Source organism: Nonomuraea sp. H19, from assembly GCF_052068215.1.
Lineage (GTDB): Bacteria > Actinomycetota > Actinomycetes > Streptosporangiales > Streptosporangiaceae > Nonomuraea.
In genome coordinates this window covers 274,579-293,601 of the sequence record NZ_JBQHCV010000012.1, presented here as the reverse complement: position 1 = coordinate 293,601, position 19,023 = coordinate 274,579, and the positions used below count along the sequence as shown (strand labels likewise).

21 protein-coding genes are annotated in these 19,023 nt (G+C 69.6%); 5 read left to right on the top strand and 16 right to left on the bottom strand.

Annotated elements, in window-relative coordinates:
* Positions 1 to 193: 193 nt before the first annotated feature.
* The 15 genes from ACTMTI_RS27450 to ACTMTI_RS27380 all read right to left on the bottom strand — a co-directional run bounded on the left by ACTMTI_RS27450 (position 194) and on the right by ACTMTI_RS27380 (position 14,918).
* Positions 194 to 703 (bottom strand): flavin reductase family protein, encoded by a 510-nt coding sequence (locus ACTMTI_RS27450; protein WP_441123405.1) that lies wholly within the window; start codon positions 701 to 703, stop codon positions 194 to 196.
* Entirely contained in the window at positions 700 to 1,209 is a 510-nt protein-coding gene (locus ACTMTI_RS27445; RefSeq protein ID WP_441123404.1) for an NADPH-dependent FMN reductase, read from the bottom strand. Before ACTMTI_RS27445 ends, ACTMTI_RS27450 begins: the two co-directional genes overlap by 4 nt.
* Positions 1,202 to 3,085, bottom strand: a complete 1,884-nt coding sequence (locus tag ACTMTI_RS27440; RefSeq protein ID WP_441123403.1) for an MFS transporter — start codon at positions 3,083 to 3,085, stop codon at positions 1,202 to 1,204. Before ACTMTI_RS27440 ends, ACTMTI_RS27445 begins: the two co-directional genes overlap by 8 nt.
* Positions 3,082 to 4,416 (bottom strand): NtaA/DmoA family FMN-dependent monooxygenase, encoded by a 1,335-nt coding sequence (locus ACTMTI_RS27435; RefSeq protein WP_441123402.1) that lies wholly within the window; start codon positions 4,414 to 4,416, stop codon positions 3,082 to 3,084. The genes ACTMTI_RS27440 and ACTMTI_RS27435 overlap by 4 nt, the downstream gene beginning before the upstream one ends.
* A complete protein-coding gene (locus ACTMTI_RS27430; protein WP_441123401.1) occupies positions 4,413 to 5,030 on the bottom strand; it encodes a cysteine hydrolase family protein in 618 nt (205 codons plus the stop codon). Before ACTMTI_RS27430 ends, ACTMTI_RS27435 begins: the two co-directional genes overlap by 4 nt.
* Positions 5,031 to 5,095: 65 nt before the next feature.
* Positions 5,096 to 6,187: an LLM class flavin-dependent oxidoreductase gene (locus ACTMTI_RS27425; protein WP_441123400.1), complete on the bottom strand. Its 1,092-nt coding sequence runs from the start codon at positions 6,185 to 6,187 to the stop codon at positions 5,096 to 5,098.
* Complete coding sequence (locus ACTMTI_RS27420) at positions 6,187 to 7,314, bottom strand: ABC transporter substrate-binding protein (protein WP_441123399.1); 1,128 nt, start codon at positions 7,312 to 7,314, stop codon at positions 6,187 to 6,189. Before ACTMTI_RS27420 ends, ACTMTI_RS27425 begins: the two co-directional genes overlap by 1 nt.
* 123 nt (positions 7,315 to 7,437) lie before the next feature.
* Positions 7,438 to 8,316, bottom strand: coding sequence for an ABC transporter permease (locus ACTMTI_RS27415; RefSeq protein ID WP_441123398.1), 879 nt, complete (start codon positions 8,314 to 8,316; stop codon positions 7,438 to 7,440).
* A gap of 16 nt (positions 8,317 to 8,332) precedes the next feature.
* A complete protein-coding gene (locus ACTMTI_RS27410; protein ID WP_441123397.1) occupies positions 8,333 to 9,157 on the bottom strand; it encodes an ABC transporter ATP-binding protein in 825 nt (274 codons plus the stop codon).
* A 207-nt stretch (positions 9,158 to 9,364) separates the two neighbouring features.
* Positions 9,365 to 9,787, bottom strand: a complete 423-nt coding sequence (locus ACTMTI_RS27405; RefSeq protein WP_441123396.1) for a hypothetical protein — start codon at positions 9,785 to 9,787, stop codon at positions 9,365 to 9,367.
* Between the two features lie 121 nt (positions 9,788 to 9,908).
* Complete coding sequence (locus ACTMTI_RS27400; RefSeq protein WP_441123395.1) at positions 9,909 to 10,754, bottom strand: ABC transporter permease; 846 nt, start codon at positions 10,752 to 10,754, stop codon at positions 9,909 to 9,911.
* A complete protein-coding gene (locus ACTMTI_RS27395; RefSeq protein ID WP_441123394.1) occupies positions 10,751 to 11,746 on the bottom strand; it encodes an ABC transporter ATP-binding protein in 996 nt (331 codons plus the stop codon). Before ACTMTI_RS27395 ends, ACTMTI_RS27400 begins: the two co-directional genes overlap by 4 nt.
* Entirely contained in the window at positions 11,743 to 12,831 is a 1,089-nt protein-coding gene (locus ACTMTI_RS27390; RefSeq protein ID WP_441123393.1) for a hypothetical protein, read from the bottom strand. Before ACTMTI_RS27390 ends, ACTMTI_RS27395 begins: the two co-directional genes overlap by 4 nt.
* Entirely contained in the window at positions 12,815 to 13,447 is a 633-nt protein-coding gene (locus ACTMTI_RS27385) for a sigma-70 family RNA polymerase sigma factor (RefSeq protein WP_441123392.1), read from the bottom strand. The genes ACTMTI_RS27390 and ACTMTI_RS27385 overlap by 17 nt, the downstream gene beginning before the upstream one ends.
* A gap of 190 nt (positions 13,448 to 13,637) precedes the next feature.
* Positions 13,638 to 14,918: a LuxR C-terminal-related transcriptional regulator gene (locus tag ACTMTI_RS27380; protein WP_441123391.1), complete on the bottom strand. Its 1,281-nt coding sequence runs from the start codon at positions 14,916 to 14,918 to the stop codon at positions 13,638 to 13,640.
* A 166-nt stretch (positions 14,919 to 15,084) separates the two neighbouring features.
* On the opposite strand from ACTMTI_RS27380, the gene ACTMTI_RS27375 reads away from it, so the two are divergent.
* Both ACTMTI_RS27375 and ACTMTI_RS27370 read left to right on the top strand, forming a co-directional pair.
* Positions 15,085 to 16,017, top strand: coding sequence for an NADP-dependent oxidoreductase (locus tag ACTMTI_RS27375; RefSeq protein WP_441123390.1), 933 nt, complete (start codon positions 15,085 to 15,087; stop codon positions 16,015 to 16,017).
* 33 nt (positions 16,018 to 16,050) lie between these two features.
* Complete coding sequence (locus tag ACTMTI_RS27370; protein ID WP_441123389.1) at positions 16,051 to 16,518, top strand: luciferase domain-containing protein; 468 nt, start codon at positions 16,051 to 16,053, stop codon at positions 16,516 to 16,518.
* Between the two features lie 73 nt (positions 16,519 to 16,591).
* Here the strand turns inward: ACTMTI_RS27370 and ACTMTI_RS27365 are convergent, their stop codons facing one another.
* On the bottom strand, positions 16,592 to 17,332 hold the full coding sequence (locus ACTMTI_RS27365; RefSeq protein WP_441123388.1) for a sulfite exporter TauE/SafE family protein: 741 nt from the start codon (positions 17,330 to 17,332) through the stop codon (positions 16,592 to 16,594).
* Positions 17,333 to 17,433: 101 nt separating this feature from the next.
* On the opposite strand from ACTMTI_RS27365, the gene ACTMTI_RS27360 reads away from it, so the two are divergent.
* The 3 genes from ACTMTI_RS27360 (at position 17,434) to ACTMTI_RS27350 (ending at position 18,919) form a co-directional block, all read left to right on the top strand.
* Positions 17,434 to 17,769 (top strand): hypothetical protein, encoded by a 336-nt coding sequence (locus tag ACTMTI_RS27360; RefSeq protein ID WP_441123387.1) that lies wholly within the window; start codon positions 17,434 to 17,436, stop codon positions 17,767 to 17,769.
* Positions 17,741 to 18,064: a type II toxin-antitoxin system PemK/MazF family toxin gene (locus ACTMTI_RS27355; protein WP_441123386.1), complete on the top strand. Its 324-nt coding sequence runs from the start codon at positions 17,741 to 17,743 to the stop codon at positions 18,062 to 18,064. Before ACTMTI_RS27360 ends, ACTMTI_RS27355 begins: the two co-directional genes overlap by 29 nt.
* Positions 18,065 to 18,148: 84 nt before the next feature.
* Positions 18,149 to 18,919: a neutral zinc metallopeptidase gene (locus ACTMTI_RS27350; protein WP_441123385.1), complete on the top strand. Its 771-nt coding sequence runs from the start codon at positions 18,149 to 18,151 to the stop codon at positions 18,917 to 18,919.
* Positions 18,920 to 19,023 lie beyond the last annotated feature (104 nt).

Sequence of the window (19,023 nt, the reverse complement as noted above, 5' to 3'; positions counted from 1 at the left end):
CATATTACCGACTATCCTTTCATTCGATACGGTATCATGTGAAATTAAATGCGGCTCGGCGGCCAGAGTCGTGCGCGGCAGGCGCGTCGAGCACCTCATCCAGCGTGCAGCCCAGCTCCCGCAGCGCTTTGGCCCGCCGGATGCGCCCCGGCTTCGCGGGGCGACCGGACCGTCAAGACCCTGCACATCCCACCTACGCGGTGGCGGAGCTCGACGTCAACGTCATGAATGCCGAGCGATGCCAGACCAGGGGCCGGTGCGGGAAATCGTCCCGGAACCCCAGCACGCGCAGGACGATGATCTCGTGATCGCCGGCGTCGTGCGCGGCCTCGATCGAGCATTCCAGCCAGATCGCCGCACCGTGCAGGAACATCGACCCGGAACCGGACGCCAGGGTGTCGATTCCATCAAGTCGGGTGTCCCTCTCCCGGGACGCGAGTTGGCGGGCCTTCTCCGTATGGCCCTCGCCGAGCACGGACACGCCGATGGCCGGGGCCTTCGCGAGCAGAGGCCAGGTCGTCGACGACCGCTGGACCGAGCAGAGCACGAGCGGGGGATCCTGGGACACCCCCACGCTGAACGACGAGACCACGAGAACGGCCGGGTCGCCGTCGACGACGGCGGCGAGCGCCGCGACGCCGGACGGAAATCCCGAGAACACCCTGCGGAGAGCGTGGACATCGTCGACGTAGGGCCTGATCATGTGCGTTCCCTCCCGCCGACGCCGCGAAGGACGACCGCTCGCCACGAGTCCAGCCAGGATTCCAGGGACCCGTCGGTCCCGTAGGTGCTGTCGATCAGGTACAGGGATGGAGCCGGGCAGGTCGCACCGAGCTCGACGAGGAGCGGTTTGAGGTGCGTCTCCGGTGCCATCGCATGCATGGGCGCCGCACCGAGCATCACAGGAATCCCGACGACGCCGGCGAGCCCGCTCTGGCCGGGAAACCGCTCGAGGAAGAGCTTGAGCAGACCCGTGTAGGTCGCCTTGAACGTGGGCGAGGCCACGATGAGCACGTCGGCCTTGGCCACCGTGTCGACCGCCGCCTGCACCTCCGCGTTCGTCCAGTCCAGCAGGGCCGCGCCGAACTCCGAGAGCTCGATGACACTTATCTCGTCTCCCAGCCCCCGTGCCAGCCTCTCCGCCGCGTCCCTCGTACGGGAAGCCGGCTTCGGATTGCCGACCAGGACCACGATCCGGTCTTCACTCATCGGTCACCTCGTATCTCTTCAACTGGAAGTACTCCCGGCCGCGCACCTCGTCCTGGTCCATCTGGGCGATGAGGTCGTCGACGGTCTCGAATTTGATCTGGGGACGGATGAGCCACTCGACCGAGACCTCGGCCCGGCAACCGTAGATGTCCTCGTCGAAGTCGAGGATGTACGCCTCGATCGTCCGCGTCGTGGCGTTGAACGTGGCGTTCGACCCGATCGAGACGAGCGCCGCAAGCGGCTCGGGCGAAGGCCGGGCGTCGTCCAGGCCGGTGCGCTCGAGGATCGTCAACCGTCCCGCGTAGACCCCGTCCCCCGGAAGCGGGGTGGCCGGGTCGAAGTCGATGTTCGCCGTGGGGAAGCCCAGCTTCTTCCCCCTCCCCTCGCCTTGGACGACGGGTCCGGCGGCATAGCCGAGGAAGCTGCCGGGGTTCGATTCCAGCAAATCAGCGCCCTTTCTCCCCAGATGGCCGGGCTCTGATGAGCCCACCTCAGGTCCGAGCAGCGCGGCCGCCACGACGCACAGCGCCGCGGACCCGGCGAGCGCCGCAAGGGCCGTACCTTCGGAGGCGGCGGCGAGGAGCGCAGCGGTCGCGGCACTGCCGAGGACCCCGCCCGCCTGTTTGACCGCGTTGTAGGCACCCGCGGCAGCACCCATGAGCCTGTCCGGTATCACTGTCAGCGCGGCGACCGAGAGCGGTGCCCAGATGAAGGCGTTGGCGAAGCCGAACAGCACGAAAACGCCGGAAAGACTCCACTCATTCGCTTCCGTCAGCACGAGCCCGGCGGCGGCCGCCATGGAAACGGTCAGGGATACCGAGCCGACGATCGCGGTGAAACGGCTCCCCCGCGAGTTCACCGAACGGCCCGCGAACGGTGCCGCGAGCGCCGCGACGACGCCCATCGGGACGAGCGTGAGGGCCGCCTCGAAGGGATCCAGTCCCCGGTCCTCCTGGAGATAGATCATGACGGGGATCATGGCCGCGCCGACGGTGAAGGACGCTGCGGCGCTGCCGAGCGCGGCCATCACGAATGCGCGGCCGCGGAAGAGCACGACCGGCAGCAACGCGATGTCCGGCCTGCTGCGCTGGGCGTACACCACGCCACCGACGAGCACCGCGCCGACGCACAGGAGGAGCCAAGCCGGCATGAGCCCCAGCACGACGCCGCCCGGCGAGGCCGCGCCCTCGTGTATTCCCGCGACTATGGCGAACGCCCCGGCGCCGCTGATCAGCACGGACGTGAGCGGTATCGAGACGGGCAGGCGGGTGGAACGCGGAATCCAGCGCCAGGCCGCGATCCAGGCCGCGATCCCGATGGGAACGTTGACCAGGAATATCGACTGCCAGCCCCACGTCCCCACCAGGACGCCGCCGAGGAGCGGCCCGCTTACCGCGGCCGTTCCCCCTACCGACGCCCAGATCCCCAGCGCCGTCGCGAGTGCCGGAAAGGTGAAGATCCTTCGTATGATCGTCATGCTCTGTGGCGTCATGAGCGCCGCTCCCAGCCCTTGCACCACGCGCCACAGGATGAGGATCCCGGTGGTCGGGGAAAGCGCGCACAACAGCGAGGCGGCCGTGAAGAGTCCCAGCCCGAGAAGGTAGATCCCCCGCGCGCCGAACCGGTCGCCGAGCCGGCCTGCCACCAGGAGCGGGATGGCATAGGCGAAGAGGTAGGCGCTGTTGACCCAGATCGCGGTCTGCTCTCCGGCCCCGAGATCTTTCATGAGCGCCGGCAGCGCCACCGAGATGATCGTGCTGTCCACGAGCAGCAGGAAGAATCCGATGCAGAGGGCGGCGAGGGCCAGCCAGTCGCGGCGAGTCGGCGCCTGACGGATGGTGTGCTCGGTGGGTCCCGAGCGGGCGGACCGCTTCATGGGGCGAGGTTCTCGCGGAGCGTTCGGCCGGCGTACCGGGGGGCGAGTGAGCCACGGCGACGGAGCTCCGGGACGAGCAGTTCGGCGATGTCGTTGAGCCCCGAAGGCATGCCCAGCGGGCTGGAGAACATGTAGCCGCCGCGGGAGCCGGTCGCGGCGAAGTTCTCCTCCAGCGCGTCGGCGACTGCGCCCGGGCTTCCGGTGAGCGTGTGGTCGATACCCGTGGCGCTCTTCCAGCCGTGCTCGAAGAACTCTGCCCGGCCCATGCGGTAGCCGTCGCCGTACTCCCCGGCCAGCCGGGACACGAGCCCGGCCTGGGTGGCCTGCGCGGCATGGAGCTTGTCGCGGAGGTCGCCGAGCAGGAACTTCGCCGGGAGCTTGGACAGGTCATAGCCCATGTTGTGGGAAAGGTACGCGCCGACCGCCTCCTCGTCCCAGAAGTCCAGCACTTCCGCACGCCGCGTGCGGGCCTCGTCCTCCGTTCGCGCGACGATCACCTGTGTCGCCCAGAGAATGCCGACGCTCTCCGGCTTGCGCCCTTCGGCGATCAGTGCCTCGTCGAGCATCCGCCGGTGCCGCTGCTGGCCACTGAGGTTCGCGCCGAAACCGAAGACCACTTCGGCGAACCGGGCCGACGCCGCGATACCGCGGGGCGAGTTTCCTGCCTGGACCAGCACCGGGCGGATCTGCGGGCTCGGTACGGCCGGCAGCGGTCCCTTGACGGTGAAGAACCGGCCGCGGTGATGGATCGGTGAGACCTTCGCCGGATCGGCGAACCGGCCGGAGTCCCGGTCGCGGACGATCGCATCCGGCGCGACCGAATCCCACAACGCCTGACAGACGTCGACGAACTCCTCCATGCGTTCGTAGCGCAGGCCATGCTCGAGAAGCTCGTCGAAGCCATAGTTGGCGGCGTCGGCGCTCCGGGTGGAGGTGACCACGTTGAACGCGATGCGGCCACCCGTCACGTGGTCGAGAGAGTTCAGCAGGCGCGCCACGTAGAAGGGGTGCATGAACGTCGACGAGTAGGTCAGGCCGAAGCCGATCGACGAGGTGACCGTGGACATGGCCGCGATGACCGGTGCCATGTCGTGTCTCGGCCACTGGATTCCCCACTCCACGGCCGGTTCGATCGAGCCGCGCCAGGTGTCCGGGATCCCACTGCCGTCCCCGAAGAAAAGCATGTCGACGCCGGCGCGCTCCGCGGTCTGCGCCAGTTCCATGAACATGCGCACGTCGGGGAAGTCACCCCCCACCCATGAACCCGCGCGCGCCCAGCGGCCCTCGGTGTGGGTGAAGGACAGGTCGAAGGCGATGTGCATTCCGCTCATCGGAGGACCTCCAGGTCGTTCGCCGCCTCTCGTTCCTTCCACAGGGCGGCGATTTCGGCCGCTGTGGACAGCACGGCCACGTTGAGCGCGAGCTGCTCGAGGGAGTTCTTCTGGAGGCGCGTGTCATAGGCCGCCACCGCGTCGACGGGAACGACGACCGGCCAGCCGAGCTGGAAGGCATCCGTGGCGGTGGCGGTGACACAGCATTCGGTCGTCAGGCCGGCGACCGCGACCCAGTCGATCCCCTCGGCCCGCAGACGGGCCTCGAGATCGGTGCCGATGAAGCCGCTGTAGTGGCGCTTGGCCACGCGCGGCTCCCCTTCGGCCGGCGCGACCCGGAACCACTCGGCGCCGCGGGTGCCGATGACGCAGGGTTCGTCGGGATCCGGTGGCGCATCGAGGTCACCGCCGCGGAACCATGCGCTGGACCGCCACGGGTTCTCCGGGTCGCTCGCCAGTTCGATCCACAGAACGGGCACTCCAGCCGCGCGCGCGGCTTCGACGAGTCGCGACGTTTCCGTGATGGCGCCCTCGACGAGTGCGGAAGCCTGCTCGTCCAGGCCGTAGGAGGTCAGGAACGCGGGATCGCCGAAGGAACGCTGCACGTCGACCACGAGCAGCGCCGGCCGGCGGCCGGGCGAGGACAGAAAGGACAGTTGCTGTGGGCGGAGGCTTTCCATCAGGCGGAGGCCTCGTCCATCGCCCGCAGGGCGGGAAGCACGGTCTCGCCGAAGAGCAGCATGTCTTCGTCGTACTCCGGGAAGATCAGCATCAGCCCGTCGAGCTCGCCTTCACGCACGATCGTCGCGATGTGCTCGATGATGGTGTCGGTGGATCCGCTCACATACGGGGTCTGGAACGCCGCCTCACCGGTGGCGCCCTTCGCCCAGGCACGCGCCTGCTGCTCCGCTATGCCCCAGGACGAGCGCATGGCGGCCAGCGCTTCGCGGTCCACTCCCTCGCCCCACCGGCGGACTTTTTCCTCGGCGGCGGCGTCCGTCTCGTCCTGGACCACGGTGAGCATCGAGTACGTCTTGACCGTCCGGCCCAGCTTCGCGGCCTTGTCATGGACGTCCCGGGAAAGGGCCCGCATTTCCTCGAGGGTGTCGGCCCCGAGGAAGGCTCCGTCCGCGTAGGCGGCCTGAAACTCCCGCGCGCCCGCCGAACGACCGGCGCTGATGAGGGTCGGCCGGGTTTCGGGATGGGGCCGCGATTCACAGTTGTCCAGCGTGAAGAAGTCGCTCTTCATGGTGACCGCGTGCTCCGACCACAGCCGCGTCACCGCCTGCGTCCACTCAGTGGTCATCCGGTAACGATCGGCGTGGGAGAGGTCGGCGTCCCAGAGGCCGAACTGCTGGAACTCCCCCGCGTACGCCCCATTGACGATGTTCATCCCGGCGCGGCCCTGGGAAATCTGCTGCAGGGTGGTGAACATCTTGGCCGCGATAGCGGGGTGATGGATGTTCGCGTGCATGGTCGCCCAAATTTTCACGCGCTCGGTCGCCTCGGCCAGGGCCGCCATCATCGTCATCGACTCCAGGCTTTCGCCCCAGTGGTCGGTGGTGCCGCCGAAGCCGCGCCATTTCGCCATGGACATGATGAAATCCAGACCGATGGCTTCGGCATGCAGCGCCGCACGCTTGTTGTACGCGTAAGTGGCTTCGGGATGCGGCGCGGTGGTGGAGAGCATCCACCCTCCGCTGCCTATGGGGAGGAAGATTCCATATTCTTTCGGGGACACGATGCCGCCTTCCGGTATGCGCGTTGACATCAGGCAGCCGGCCAGGCCAGCTGACCCGACTGGTAGAGGGCCGTGAGGTACGAGGAGTCGAAGAAGGACTTCGCCTCCGCGGCGCTCGTCTTCTTCACCATTGAATGCTTGGCCAGCAACTCTGCCAATGCGGTGACGTTGTCCATGTCGACGAGCCCGAGCGGGGTGTCCGGCGTTTTGGTCTGCTGCACCAGCGCGACCTCGGTCTGCCAGATCTTCAGGTTCTGCGCCTTGTCGTATCCTCCGTCAGAAAGGTCGGCGGCGTACCCGACGCATTCCTCACCCTTGGTGGAGCAGTAGTCGTAGGCGTGCAGGCCGGCCCGCAGGAAATCCTCGACGGCGGTCCGGTGCTTGGCGGCGAAGTCCGGGTTGGCCGCCATTCCGCCGAGCGAGCCGGGAACGTGGTAGTCGTAGGGCCGCCAAACCTTCACCTGCTGGCCGGCGGCCGCGAGCAGGTTCGGCTCGTTGGAGATGAATCCCGTCAGGGACTGGACCTGGCCACGAGGCAGGATGGACGGGTCGTAGCCGACGACGACCTGTTTGATGGAGGGGACGTCCGCGCCCGCCTTGGTCAGCATGGCGCTGATCCCCACCGGCAGGCTGCCCTTCTGCCCCAGGGTGGTGCCGTTGAGCTGCTTGAGATCGGTGATGGCCGGCATCGTCATCAGCACCTCGAGGCCGGCGTTCGAATAGGCGGAGATGCCGAGGATGCCGACCCCGTTGTCGCGGGCCTGGATCACGTCCTGCTCGCTGACCGGGCTGATGGTGACCTGCCCGCTGGCCAGGAGCTTGGTGTTCTGACCGGTGTTGCCGGTCCCGGGCTTGATGTCGACGTCGAGGCACAGGGCATCGAAATAGCCCAGCTTCTCCGCGGCGAGATACTCCAGGATGGACGCCGAAGCCTGGTAGTAGTAGCCCGTCAAGTAGGTGATCTTGCCGGCCGCCTTGTTCTGGGCGCAGCGTGCGGCGGAAATGGCGGTTCCGCCCGCCGTGGCCTGGGCGCTGCTCGTGGTTCCGTCCGGCGCGCCCTCGGCGCTGCTCGTGTCGCCGGAGCACCCGGTGAGCCCGGAAGCGGCGACAACGGCAGTGGCGGCGGCCACAAGGGCGCGCAGCAAGCGTTTCTCCATGATTACTCCTCGCATGCGCCAAGCGCATGACAGACGTTGGTGAGGTTTGTCGCCCGGGGCACGTGGCGCCGGGAAAGATGCCGAGCAGACGTCGGCGCGGCCGCTCGGTCGCGGCCGGGGACGTCAGTCGGCCGCGCCCTGGGTGCTCTCGTGCCAGTGCAGGGCCCTGCGTTCGGCGATCGTGACGACGAGGAGCAGGACCGACCCCATCACCGCCAGGATCGAGATCGACGCGTACACGACAGGAAGCCGATTCATGGTCGAGGCCAGACTGATCGCGGTGCCGAGCCCTTCCGCCGCGCCGGGGGCCGAAAGCTCGGCGACCACGGCACCCACGATGGACAGGGGGAAGACGATGCGCAGCGCGGCGAACAGGTACGGCAGCGAGCTCGGCACCCGGACGCGCCACAGCATTTCCCGCCGCGACGCGTTGAGCGTGCGATAGACCTGCACGACCGAGAGTGGCACGGCCCGCAGACCGACCGAGGTGTTGATGAGGATCGGGAAGAAGCAGATCAGGCCGGTGACGATCAGTTTGGGCTCGGGCCCGAAACCGAAGGCCACCACGAGAACCGGCGCGATGGCGACCAGAGGTGTCACGTTGAGGACGACCGCGACCGGCATGATCGCCCGTCGCGCCCACGGAAGCTCGCTGACCACGACCGCCAGGACGAACGCCGCGGCGAACCCCAGGGCGAGCCCCAGGAGCGCCTCCTGGAGTGTGACCCAGGCGTTGCCGAGGTAGTAGTCCGGCTCCTCGGCCAGCGCCTCTGCGACCGAGGAAAGTTTCGGCAGGAGATAGGGCATCGAGCGGGCGCCCCACTCCCACAAGGCGCCGAGCACGCACAACATGACGGCGAGCGGGAGCCAGATCTTCGGACGCACAAAACCGATCCGCGATCTCGGATGGCTCAGGCTGTAGCGGGACGGTCCGGCGGCGGGCTCCGTGACGGGGCGCTCGGCTTCCGGCAAGGTTGCGATGACATCGTCGAGGGAAGTCACGTCGGTATTCCTCCCGTCACGCGGCGTGCGTGTGCCAGGCGGCACGGAGCTTGTCTCGAATCAGATCCTCGAATCGGTGGAACTCGGGCGTTTTGAGCAGGTCACGCCCCCGTGGCCTGGGCAGATCGACGGTGACGACGTCGGTGATGCGGCCGGGCTTCGGCGCCATGACGACGATCATGTCGGAGAGCCGGACCGCTTCGCTGACCGAGTGGGTCACGAAGACGACGGTCGTCTTCAGCTCGTCCCAAAGATCGAGCAGCTGTTCCTGCAGGCTCTCGCGGGTGAACTCGTCGAGCGCCGAGAAGGGCTCATCCATCAGGAGAACGTCGGGCTGCAGGCCGAAAGCCCGGACAATGGCAGTCCGCTGCTGCATGCCACCCGAGAGCTGGCCCGGCAGCTTGTGCGCGGCTTCGGCGAGGCCCGCCTTGCTAAGAAGCTCTGTCATATCGGGGCACGTCGGAGTGCCGCGATGCGTCGCCTGGCCGATGGCCGACCGCCGCCGGCCGGCAGCCCGGTTGACCTTCTGGGGCAGCGTGACGTTCTTCAGCACCGACAGCCATGGCAGGAGGGCCGGTGTCTGGGGCACGAGCCCCACCATCTTCGCCGCGCAGGCCTCTTCCGGGCTGACCCCGTAGATGCTGACCTCACCGCGGTCGGCCGGCTCCAGCCCGGCGAGCAGGCGGAGAAGCGTGGACTTCCCGCAGCCGCTGGGGCCGATGATGCTGACGAACCGGCCGGGCTCGATGGACAGGCCGACGTCGTCGAGCGCCACCATCGCCGAAGCTCCGAAACCGTAGACCCGGCGGGCGCCGCGCACCTCGATCGCTGCCGCGCTCATGCGACGACCTGGCACTCGGGACGGCAAATAGGCATACCAGGAACCATGACGCTCTCCCAACCGCTGACACCACTTCGAACGCCGGAGAGCGTGCGGCGCGAGTTCGTATCTGCACCGCGGAAATCCGAGTAGCTAGGACGCTAAGGAGGCTACATTGCGTAGCTTCGACACTTCTGTTGCCAGGGTGTTACGGCTCCGCGGGGGTCATCACTCGACCAGCGGCACGATGTCCCCGTCGCCCTGGAACAGCAGCACTTCGACGCCCAGGTCCCGGGCTGCGGTGGCCACCCAGCCCGAGAAGGCCTGGGACACTGCCTCACTCACGCACAGGATGGCTCGGCTGCCAGGCAGGATCGAGCGGCTGAGCCACACGAGCTTGAACATGTCCGCCATGACCTTGTTGCGGTGATGCGACTTGTACGTCCCCTGATTCGCGACGAGCTGTACCAGGAAGCGGTTGTCCGCGTCGACTCCCTCGACCTCCACCCGGCTCCCGTCCGGCAGCAGGAGCGTCCGCGGACGAAGCTGGACGGCAAACCTCGCGCTGAGGCGCTCCAGCATCCGCCGTTCCGTCGAATCGGGACGGATTCGGTGCCAGACCTGGGGATCTTCTTCTTCGGCCAGGGTCACCCCGGAAGTGTAGCCAGGCCTCGCGATGCGTAACCAGGCCTCGCGGAGCCGTGTGACGAAGGCCGCTCCGATGCCGGGGCTGTGACTGAGCGCTTCAGTTGGCCGGCTGGACGTGGGCGGCTCACAAGTCGCGGCGCTGGAAGGCCACCGCCGCGAGCCCGAGGAGGGCGACGACCCACAGGCCGGTCCAGGCGAGGTAGGCGGTGGTGAGCGGGGCCTGGCTCAGGAATGGGAAGTCGGCGAATGAGGGGAACTGCGCCAGCACGGTCGGGTCCTGCAATCCGTGCATGGCCCCGCGCCAAAGGCCGTCGGTCGGTAGCAGTATCCGGGAGACGGTGCCGACCTGGGCCATGCCTTCGTTGCCGAGAGCTTGGCCCACCCCGCCGACCACGCCCGCGATCCAGGTGGCGCCGAAAAGGCCGACCGCCACGATGCCCGACGCCATCGGTGAGATGACGGTGGACAGCAGCAGGCCCAGGGTGAGCAGCACCGTCGTCTGCGCCGCGAGCAGGGCAAGGCCGGTCACCGGCCGCGGTGGCCAGTAGCCCACGGTGGCCCAGACGATGAGGAACTGGGCGAGTCCTGCCACGGCCACGAAGCCGCTGCCGAAGGCCACCAGCCCCAGCCACTTGCCCAGCAGCACCGCCGAGCGGCGGACCGGCCGCGCCAGCATCGCCAGCGCCGTCCCTGACTCGATCTCGCCGGCCAGGGTGGGGCCGGCGAGGAACGCCGTGCCGAGCGCGGCAATCAGGCTCAGGCCGAACATCACCAGGTTGAGCACCTGGGAGGCGGCCAGTCGGGCCTCTCCGCTGGTGAGCCCGCCGAAAGTCGCGTCGAGCCGGGAGAACCCCCAGGCACTGAGCGCGAGCAGCACGATCGTCATCACGGCGAGCGAGCGCAGCACGCGCCGGCGGGCGGCCTCTTGGAGGGTGAGGGCGGCGATGGCGAGCACGGTCCGGGCGGTCATCGGCGGTCACCGCCGGGATCGGCGCGGAGGATGTCCAGCAGCCGTTCCTCGAGGCTGATCCGCACGGGCTCGACGGCGTGCACGCGCACCCCGAGGCCGACCAGATCGGCCACGAGGTCCGGCACGATGGTGGTGTCCTGGTCGGCGGGCAGTGCGACGGTGAACGAGTTTCCGCTGCGGGTGAGCCGGCCGGCGGCGGCCAGCCGTGCCTCCGCCTCCGTGCTCACCCCGTCGAGCCGCAGCCGCAGCTCGCGCCGGCCGAGCAGCTCGGCCAGGGTGCCGGATGCGGCGACCTGGCCCTTGTCGAGGATGACCACCCGGTCGCAGACCCGCTCGACCTCGCCGATGAGGTGCGAGTTGAGCAGGACGGCGACCTGGCGGGCCTTGAGTGACAGCACCAGGTCCCGCACATCGGCCCGGCCGATCGGGTCAAGGGCGCTGGTGGGCTCGTCGAGGACGACGAGCTCTGGGCGGGCCACCAGCGCGACGGCCAGCCCGAGGCGCTGCTGCATGCCCTTGGAGAAGCCGCCCACCCGGTCACCGGCGCGGTCGGCGAGGCCGACGGTGGCCAGGCACTCGCGCCGCTCCTGGGCCGGCACCGAGACGCCCGCGAGCCGGACGTGCAGGGCCAGCACCTCGGCGGCGGTGAGCCACGGCTGGTACCGGAAGAGCTCCGGAAGGTAGCCGACGCGGGCCCGGGCGTGCGGGTCCCGCGCCGGTCGCCCGAGCAGCAGCACGTCCCCCGCGTCAGGCCGGACCAGACCGAGCAGGATCTTGATGACGGTGGTCTTGCCCGCTCCGTTCGGTCCGAGCAGGCCCACCACTTCGCCGCGGCCGACGGTGAAGGACACGCCGTCGGCCGCGGTCTGCCGCCGGTACCGCTTGCGCAGGCCCGAGCACCACACCGCCGGTGCGGGGGGCAGCTCGGCGAACAGCTGCTCCGCGGGGTCGAGGGAGGAGCCGCCCTGCCGGGCGGTGGAGTCCGCGATCACCGGTCCCACCGCAGCCCTCGGGCCACCGACAGCACCTCGTCGGCACTCAGCGAGCCGGCCACCGCGGTGACGGCGCCGTTTTCCATCCAGACCACGCCCGCCATCGTGCCGTCCGGCGAGGCGAGCACCGTAGCCGGCATTCCCCCGACATCGGCGGCGGAGACCGTCATTCGCTCGAGCGACTGGAACAGCGGCAGCGTCGTCCCGTCGCCGGAGAAGCTGCGCAGCTGCGACGCGACGTTCTCCGGCAGCACGTGCAGGGACAGCAGGTAGTCGCGGGCCGTCTTGAACGGGACGCCCGAGGAGTACGCGGTGGGTGCGACCGCGCGCGCCACGATCAGGGCCGGCATGGGGCGGCCTTCCGACCAGACCGCGGCGAGCCCTGGGCCGGCGACCAACCGGAACTGGCTGCCGTCGAGGCCCGGGGGCGGTGGTGGCGCCGTCTTGCCGGCTGCCGCGGCGGTCCGCGCCGCCTTCTCGGCCGAGAAGGTGAGCACCGCGCTCACCCGGCCGCCAACGTGGTACGTGGGTGCTCCCGTCACACCGCGGGGCAGCCCGCTCACCCGCGGGACGGAAAGACCGGTGGCCTTCTCCGCGGCGGCGGCGTCGGCGACCTTGCGTACGTTGACCTCTTCGGTCACCTTGAGCTCACCGAAGGCGGACAGGTCGGGCATTTTGACCAGGTCGGCCTGGGGGGCGGTGACCGGGGCGATCTGCTCGGTCCGGAAGATCTGCAGCCAGTCCGCCGCAGCCGCGGCACTGACCCCCGTCAGGAGGGCGACGACGCCGAATACGGCGACCACCGGGCTGCGCAGCGCCGCAGGCCAGCGGCGGGTGGGGGCGGCCGGGGCCGTCCCCGACCGCCCCTCGGCGGCGACCGCGTGCGACAGGCGGCGCCACCCCTCATCCACGTCCACGGCGAACCCGGCGCTCAGCGCCGCGCCGGCGACCGCCGCGTCCTCCTGGGCGGCTGCCAGCCCGGACAGGCATACCGGGCAGCCGGCGATGTGCTCGCGGTCGGCGTCGGCGACGCCGTCCGGCTCGTCCACGAGCCGGCGCAGCGTGCCGTCAGTCGGATGACGCATGACGGTTCAGCTCCTTGCGCAGGGCGGACTCGGCGCGTCGCACGGTGGTGCCCACGCTGCCGGGGGAAAGATCGAGAGCGGCGGCGACCTCGGCGTAGCTGAGGCCGCTGTGCCGCAGGACGAGGGCGACGGCCTGCTTGCGGGGGAGCCGCGCCAGCGCCGCCCGCACGCGGCGGCGCTCGTCGCGGGCCACGACCGCGTCGGCGACATCCGGGCAGACGGCATCGCCACCGTCGGCGGCCTCTTCACGGGAGGCGCGACGACGGCCGGAGCGGAGGTGGTTCAGCGCGGTGTGCGCCGCGGCGACGGACAACCATCGCACTGCCTCGCCGGCCGGCACCGAGGAGCGCCCGAACGTCAGGAACACCTCCTGAGCCACGTCCTCGGCCTCGTCCCGGGAACCGAGCACCCGGGCGGCGACCGCGACGACCCGTGGATAGGCCGTGCGGAAGACCTGTTCGAGGTCGGCTCGGACAGCCCTTTGTCCCGGAGGACCCGACATCACCACGCCGTCCTTACGCTCGGCTCGCCTGGTCACCGCGCCGTGTCCTTCCCTGGACAGGGCGGCCGGCAGTGCGGCGGCCGGTGCGCTCCCACCATGCCCTACAACGTTCACATCTGTAGAGCACCGCCGGCGCGCCACATGTGACACCGGCCGTCGAAGTGACTCCGTGGCGCGGTTCGCCACCTCACCAGACCGGCGCCGCTCCCCTGGGCCGGCGGTGCGGTGATCGGCCACAGGAGCGGCGCCCCGGAGCGTGGGGGCTGGTGATGGGCAGGTCGGCGTCGGAGGCTGTTCGCGGGAATCAGGTGAGTGGGGCCAGGCCGGAGGAGTGTACGAGGGCCGCCGCCTCGGTGCGGGTGCCCACGCCGAGCTTGTCCAGGATGTTGGCCACGTGGAACTTCACGGTGTGCTCGCTGATCAGCAGGTCCTCGGCGATCTGCCGGTTGCGCAGGCCGCGCGCCAGTCGTTCGAGCACTTCCCGCTCGCGCGGCTTGAGTGCGCCCAGTGCGGGGTCCGGAGTCTCGGGCGCGGGCGGCGCGAGCGGCAGCGCCGCGCTCATCGTGGTGCCCCAGCCGGGAACGGCGTCGAGGGAGAGGCGGCCGCCAACGGCGACTGCCAGCTCGGTCAGGCGGCGCACGGGCAGGGCGTCGGCGGTCAGTGTGCCCGGCCCGTCGTCGCGGACGACGAGCTGGAGTTCGGATTCCGCCGGCTCCCACGTCACGCGGATCCTGGTCAGGCCGTCCTGGTCGAGCATGGTCACGACGGCGCCCCGTACCAGGGCCTGGGAGGCGTTGGCGATGTCGCCGGGCAGGGCGCGGTCACGGTCGCGTGGGCCGGCCAGCTCCAGTGACACCTGGCTGTAGCGGGTCAGCGGCGCCAGCTTGCCGGTCAGCCGGTCGAAGGCTGACCCGGCCGGCTCCTCGCTCAGCGAGGAGTCGAGGTCGGCCGCGGCGCGCAGCTCGATCAGCGCTGACACCGCCAGGTCGGTGGCGTTGCGCCGGGCGGCGGCGTCGTCGAGCGTACGGCTGCGCAACGTGCTGAGCAGGGATTGGAGTGTGGCGGCGTGGGTGTTGGTGAGCTCGGCGATGGCGCGGGCCCGCTCTCCGGCCGCCAATCGGTTGCCGTTGAGATCGGCAGGCGGGAGGTTCTCGGCCCGGCGCATCAGCTGCAGGGCGACGAGGTCCCATAGCCGCTGCACCAGGTCGCGTACGGGACCGGCGGGCGCGTTCGCGCCGGAGGTCACCACCACGAGCAGGGCGCCCGAGGCCCCGGGCGGGCGGGAGGCGACGGCGAGCGCTGGGCGGTCCTCGCCGGCCAGGCGCACGTGGCCGGACCACGGCTCACCCACGCCGACCGTGCCGCCCACACGTGCCAGCTCGGCGCTGGTGATCTTCTCGGTGATCGCCGTCTCGCCGTAGGCCTTCATGGGATGCCGGGCGCAGTCGCCGGTGAGCATGGCCACCGCCCGGTGCGGCAGGAGCTCCGCCAGCACCTGTGACAGGGGTTCCAGCATGGCGCCGACCGGCGCTTGCAGCACCGACGCGGTGGCCGCCAGCACAGCACGCGGGTCAGGAAGCTCCATGAGCCAGATGCTAGGCGATCCCGGGTAGGTGGGGGTGCTGCCCGTTCGAGCAGTGGATGCCGCCCGAACGGGCGGTGAGCGGGACGGCGAGCGACGAGCAGGCTTTCACCCGTCCGGTTTCCGCCCGCAGGCCGTCCGGCCGGCGGCGCACCTGAGGAGTCCCGTCATGAAAGCTCTTGTCGCCCCCGCCTATGGTCCCGTGGACCGGCTGCGCATCCGCGAGGTGCCCGATCGGTCGCCCGGTCCTGGCCAGGTGCTGGTACGTGTGCAGGCTGCGGCGCTCAACCCCTTCGACGTCAAGCTGGTCACGGGCGAGCTGCGTGAGATGTTCCCGGTGAGGCATCCGTTCGTGCTCGGCATGGACGCCACCGGCGTGGTGTCGGCCGTGGGAGAAGGGGTGTCGCGATTCGCCGTCGGTGACGAGGTGATCGCCTACGCCGGCGCGGCCTCAGGGACGATCGCCGAGTACGTGCTGGTCGGCGACGGCCCTGAGCTTGTCCACCGGCCGCGGGCCCTGCCCCCGGTCCAGGCCGCCGCGCTGCCCACGGTGGCGATGACCGCGCACTGCGTGCTGGCCGCCGCCGCACTCGAGCCCGGCGACACCGTGCTGGTCGTCGGTGCGACCGGTGGCGTGGGCGCGCTCGTGGTCCAGCAGGCCGCCGAGTCCGGCGTGCGCGTGCTGGCCACCGCCGCCCCCGCCGACACGGCCTACATCCGCGGGCTCGGCGCGCACGAGACGATCGACCACACCGGCGGCGACACCCCCGCCAAGGTCCGGCAGCTCCACCCGGAGGGCCTCGACGTGGTCGTCGATCTGATCAACGCCGGTCCGGCGCTCACGCCCACGGCCGGGATCGTGCGGCCCGGCGGCCGGCTGGTCTCCACCCTGTACGGCCCGGCGGAAGTGGACGGGATCGTTCCCGTCTACGTCCGGATGACGGCGTCGATCGGTGACCTGCCCCGGCAGGCCGAGCGGGCCGCAGCGGACCGGATGAGCATCGAGGTGGCCGCGACCTACCCGTTCGACCGTGCCGGGCAGGCCATGCGCGACCTGGCCGCCGGCAGGTACACGCGCGGCAAGATCGTCATCACTTTTTGAACTCCCCACCGACCTGAATGCGAGGACCCCGTCATGCTGTCGCTTCCCGCCCGTGCCGGTGACCGGCCCCGTACCGGCCCGTCCGTTCCGCACGTCCAGCTCAGCCAAACCAGCCCCGGCGAGATCCGCGAGCAGCTCGAGCAGTGGATGAGCACCGAGCTTCCCGCCGCCGAGATCAGGCCCAGCGAGATCTCCGAGCCCCGCTCCATCGCCTTCTTCCTGGCAGACGACGTGCTGCCACCGCAGGGAGCGGTGCTCCTGCCGCCCCGCCTGGTCGCCGAGTTCGCCCACATCCACATCGACGGCAGCCTGCACCTGGCCCTGTCCCAAGAGGACCAGCGGGAGCTCATCGCCAGGGGGTGGGGCGAACGTCATCCGCTGTACTCGCCCACGATCAACGTGGTGATGCTCTATGGCCCCCGCACGGCACAAGAGCTTGAGGTGGCCAAGAGCGTCGTTGCGGCGTCCTACCGGTACGCCACCGGCAGGACCCCTGGCTGAGGATCCGGTCGTCCCCGCGGCCGACCGGAACCCCCCGGCGCCCACCCCATGACCGGCCCGCGGGCTCGGCCGTTCACCCGGCCAGGAACCAGGTGAGCACGTTCTGCGCGATCAGCGCCAGCGCGGAGGCGGCCGCCACGACCAGGACGGCCACCCGTACCTTGCCGCCGTCCAGATAGCGCCGCACCGGCCCCGACACCAGGAAACCCAGCACCATGGGCACGATCAGGACCGCGCCGGTCGTCAGCGCCTGAGCGGGCAGCTCGTCCACGATGGCCAGCACGGCCAGCGATTGCGCGGCGCTCAGGAAGAAGAACATCGCGAGCGTCGCCCTGATCTGCGGCCCCTTGGCGTTCTGGTAGACCAGCGCGATCGGCGGCCCGCCGATGCCCGTCGCGGTCCCGGTGACGCCCGACACGAAGCCGGCGGAGGTGACCGTCACGCCGTTGCGGGGCACGCTCAGCGCCTTGGCCGTCAGCCCTGCCGCGATCAGCACCATGACGGCAACGAAAATGCCTCGGGCGTAGACAGAAACGTAGACAACGATGACGGCACCCAGGACGCTGCCCGGGATCCTGCCGAGCAGCGCGAACCCCAATCCCGGCCAGTCCACCTTCCGCCACTCCGCAGCCAGCGTGAACAGCGGCAACGTCATGTTGACCACCTGGATGGCACCGGGCATGAGATCGGGGCCCAGCATGGTGAGCACGGGAGCCGCGACCAGCCCCAAGCCGAAACCCACGCCACCCTGGACGATCGCACCCACGAAAACCGCAAAACTGCCCAGGATCAGCACCAATGCCGTGTCAGTCATGGCGAAAGTCAACCATCTTTACGCTCTGTTGCCGTTCATGGTGCGAGCGTAATCGGCCAGGTGTAGCGTCTGCCCGCAGACGCCGACGTAGCCTTTGGGGTATGGCCATGAAGCCGAAAGCGACGACTATACGCGTCAGCGTCAAGACCAGGGACAGAATCGCGGCACTGGCGAAGAAGGCAGGTGAGCCCATGACCGCGATCATCGACCACGCCATCCGGGAGATGGAGAAGAAGCAGCGCTGGCAGCGTGTCGCGGAACAGATGGAAGAGACACGACAGAGGGACCCGCAAGCTTGGGCAGACTACCTCGCCGAATCCGAGTTGGTCCAAGGCCCGCCGCCACGCACTTCCCGTATCGCACCCGAGTGGGAAGGGCTCATCACGTTCTCAGAGGAGAGAGATGAGGGTGATCCAGGGCGAGATTTGGCTCGCTGACCTGGGCGATCCAGTCGGTCGCGAACAAGGCTTCGCCCGCCCGGTGCTGGTCGTCAGCAACGACGGATTCAACGCCTCGACGCCAGTGAAGATCATCATTCCGCTGACGACGACCAACAGGGGATGGGACAACCACATTCCCATCAGCTGTGACGGCACAGGTCTGGAGAAGCCGAGTTGGGCCATGGTCGAGCACGTGCGCAGCGTGTCGCCTCAGCGGTTCAGGAGAAGGATCGGGATCGCTCCCGACGAGGTGGTCCGCGAGGTCACCGACTGGATCATGGACTCGATGTAGTGAGTGTCGCCGCCCGGCGAAAAAGAGGTTCGCCGGGTGGCACTCTCATCGTGCCACATGCCGCCGCTCGTTAAGCTGCCGACCGTGCATTCCCTTCCGATCAAGCGAGCCACAGCCTTCATCGCGATTCTGGCGATCGCCTGCTTATCCGCGCAGGCCGCGCAGGCGGCCCCGGTCAAGAGCCCGTTCTCCAAGAAGGCCGGGAAGCTGGCGGCCACGTCGTGTCCCGAGACGCCGATCACGTCGGGGGGCGTTCCGCGGACGCGGCAGTACCTCGAGACGGTCATGAAATGCCTGGACAAGTCGTGGGCCGCGTATTTCGACCGGGCGGGGTTGGCGTTCCGGAAGCCTGTCGTGCGCTACTACGACGAGCCTGAGAGCACCGTCTGCGGGTTGCCGTGGCCGACGCATGCGGACGCCTTCTACTGCACCGAGCGCGGCACGCTCGTGTTCCCGCTCGTCGGCCGCTGGATCGAGGACAGGACCGACCTCTACCCGTTCAAGATCGCCGCCCACGAGTACGGGCACCACCTGCAGAGCCTCGTCGGCATCCGGCGCGCCTACGAAGTCCGGGCCCGCGCGGAGAAGGCCGGCCAGGAGGAGCTCAAGCGCCGCTACGAGCTCCAGGCCGACTGCCTGGCCGGGGTGTTCCTGGGCAGCGTCTGGGGCTCGCTGGCACGCACGCAGCGGGATTGGGCGGCGCTGGTCGATGCCACCCGGGCCAGCGGCGACGAGGACGAATACCGCACGCACGGCAAGGGCGCCAACCGCGTCTACTGGCTGCAGCGCGGCTACGGGGCCGTCTCCCCCGCCTCCTGCGACACCTGGTCGGCGCCCGCTTCGAAGGTCGCCTGACGCAAAGAGCCGCCCGGCGGAGGGTGTTCCGCCGGGCGGCTCTTCAGGTGTCGGGTGGTTCCCCCGATGCGGGCGCGTGAGGATCGCGCGCCCCAACCCCCGGC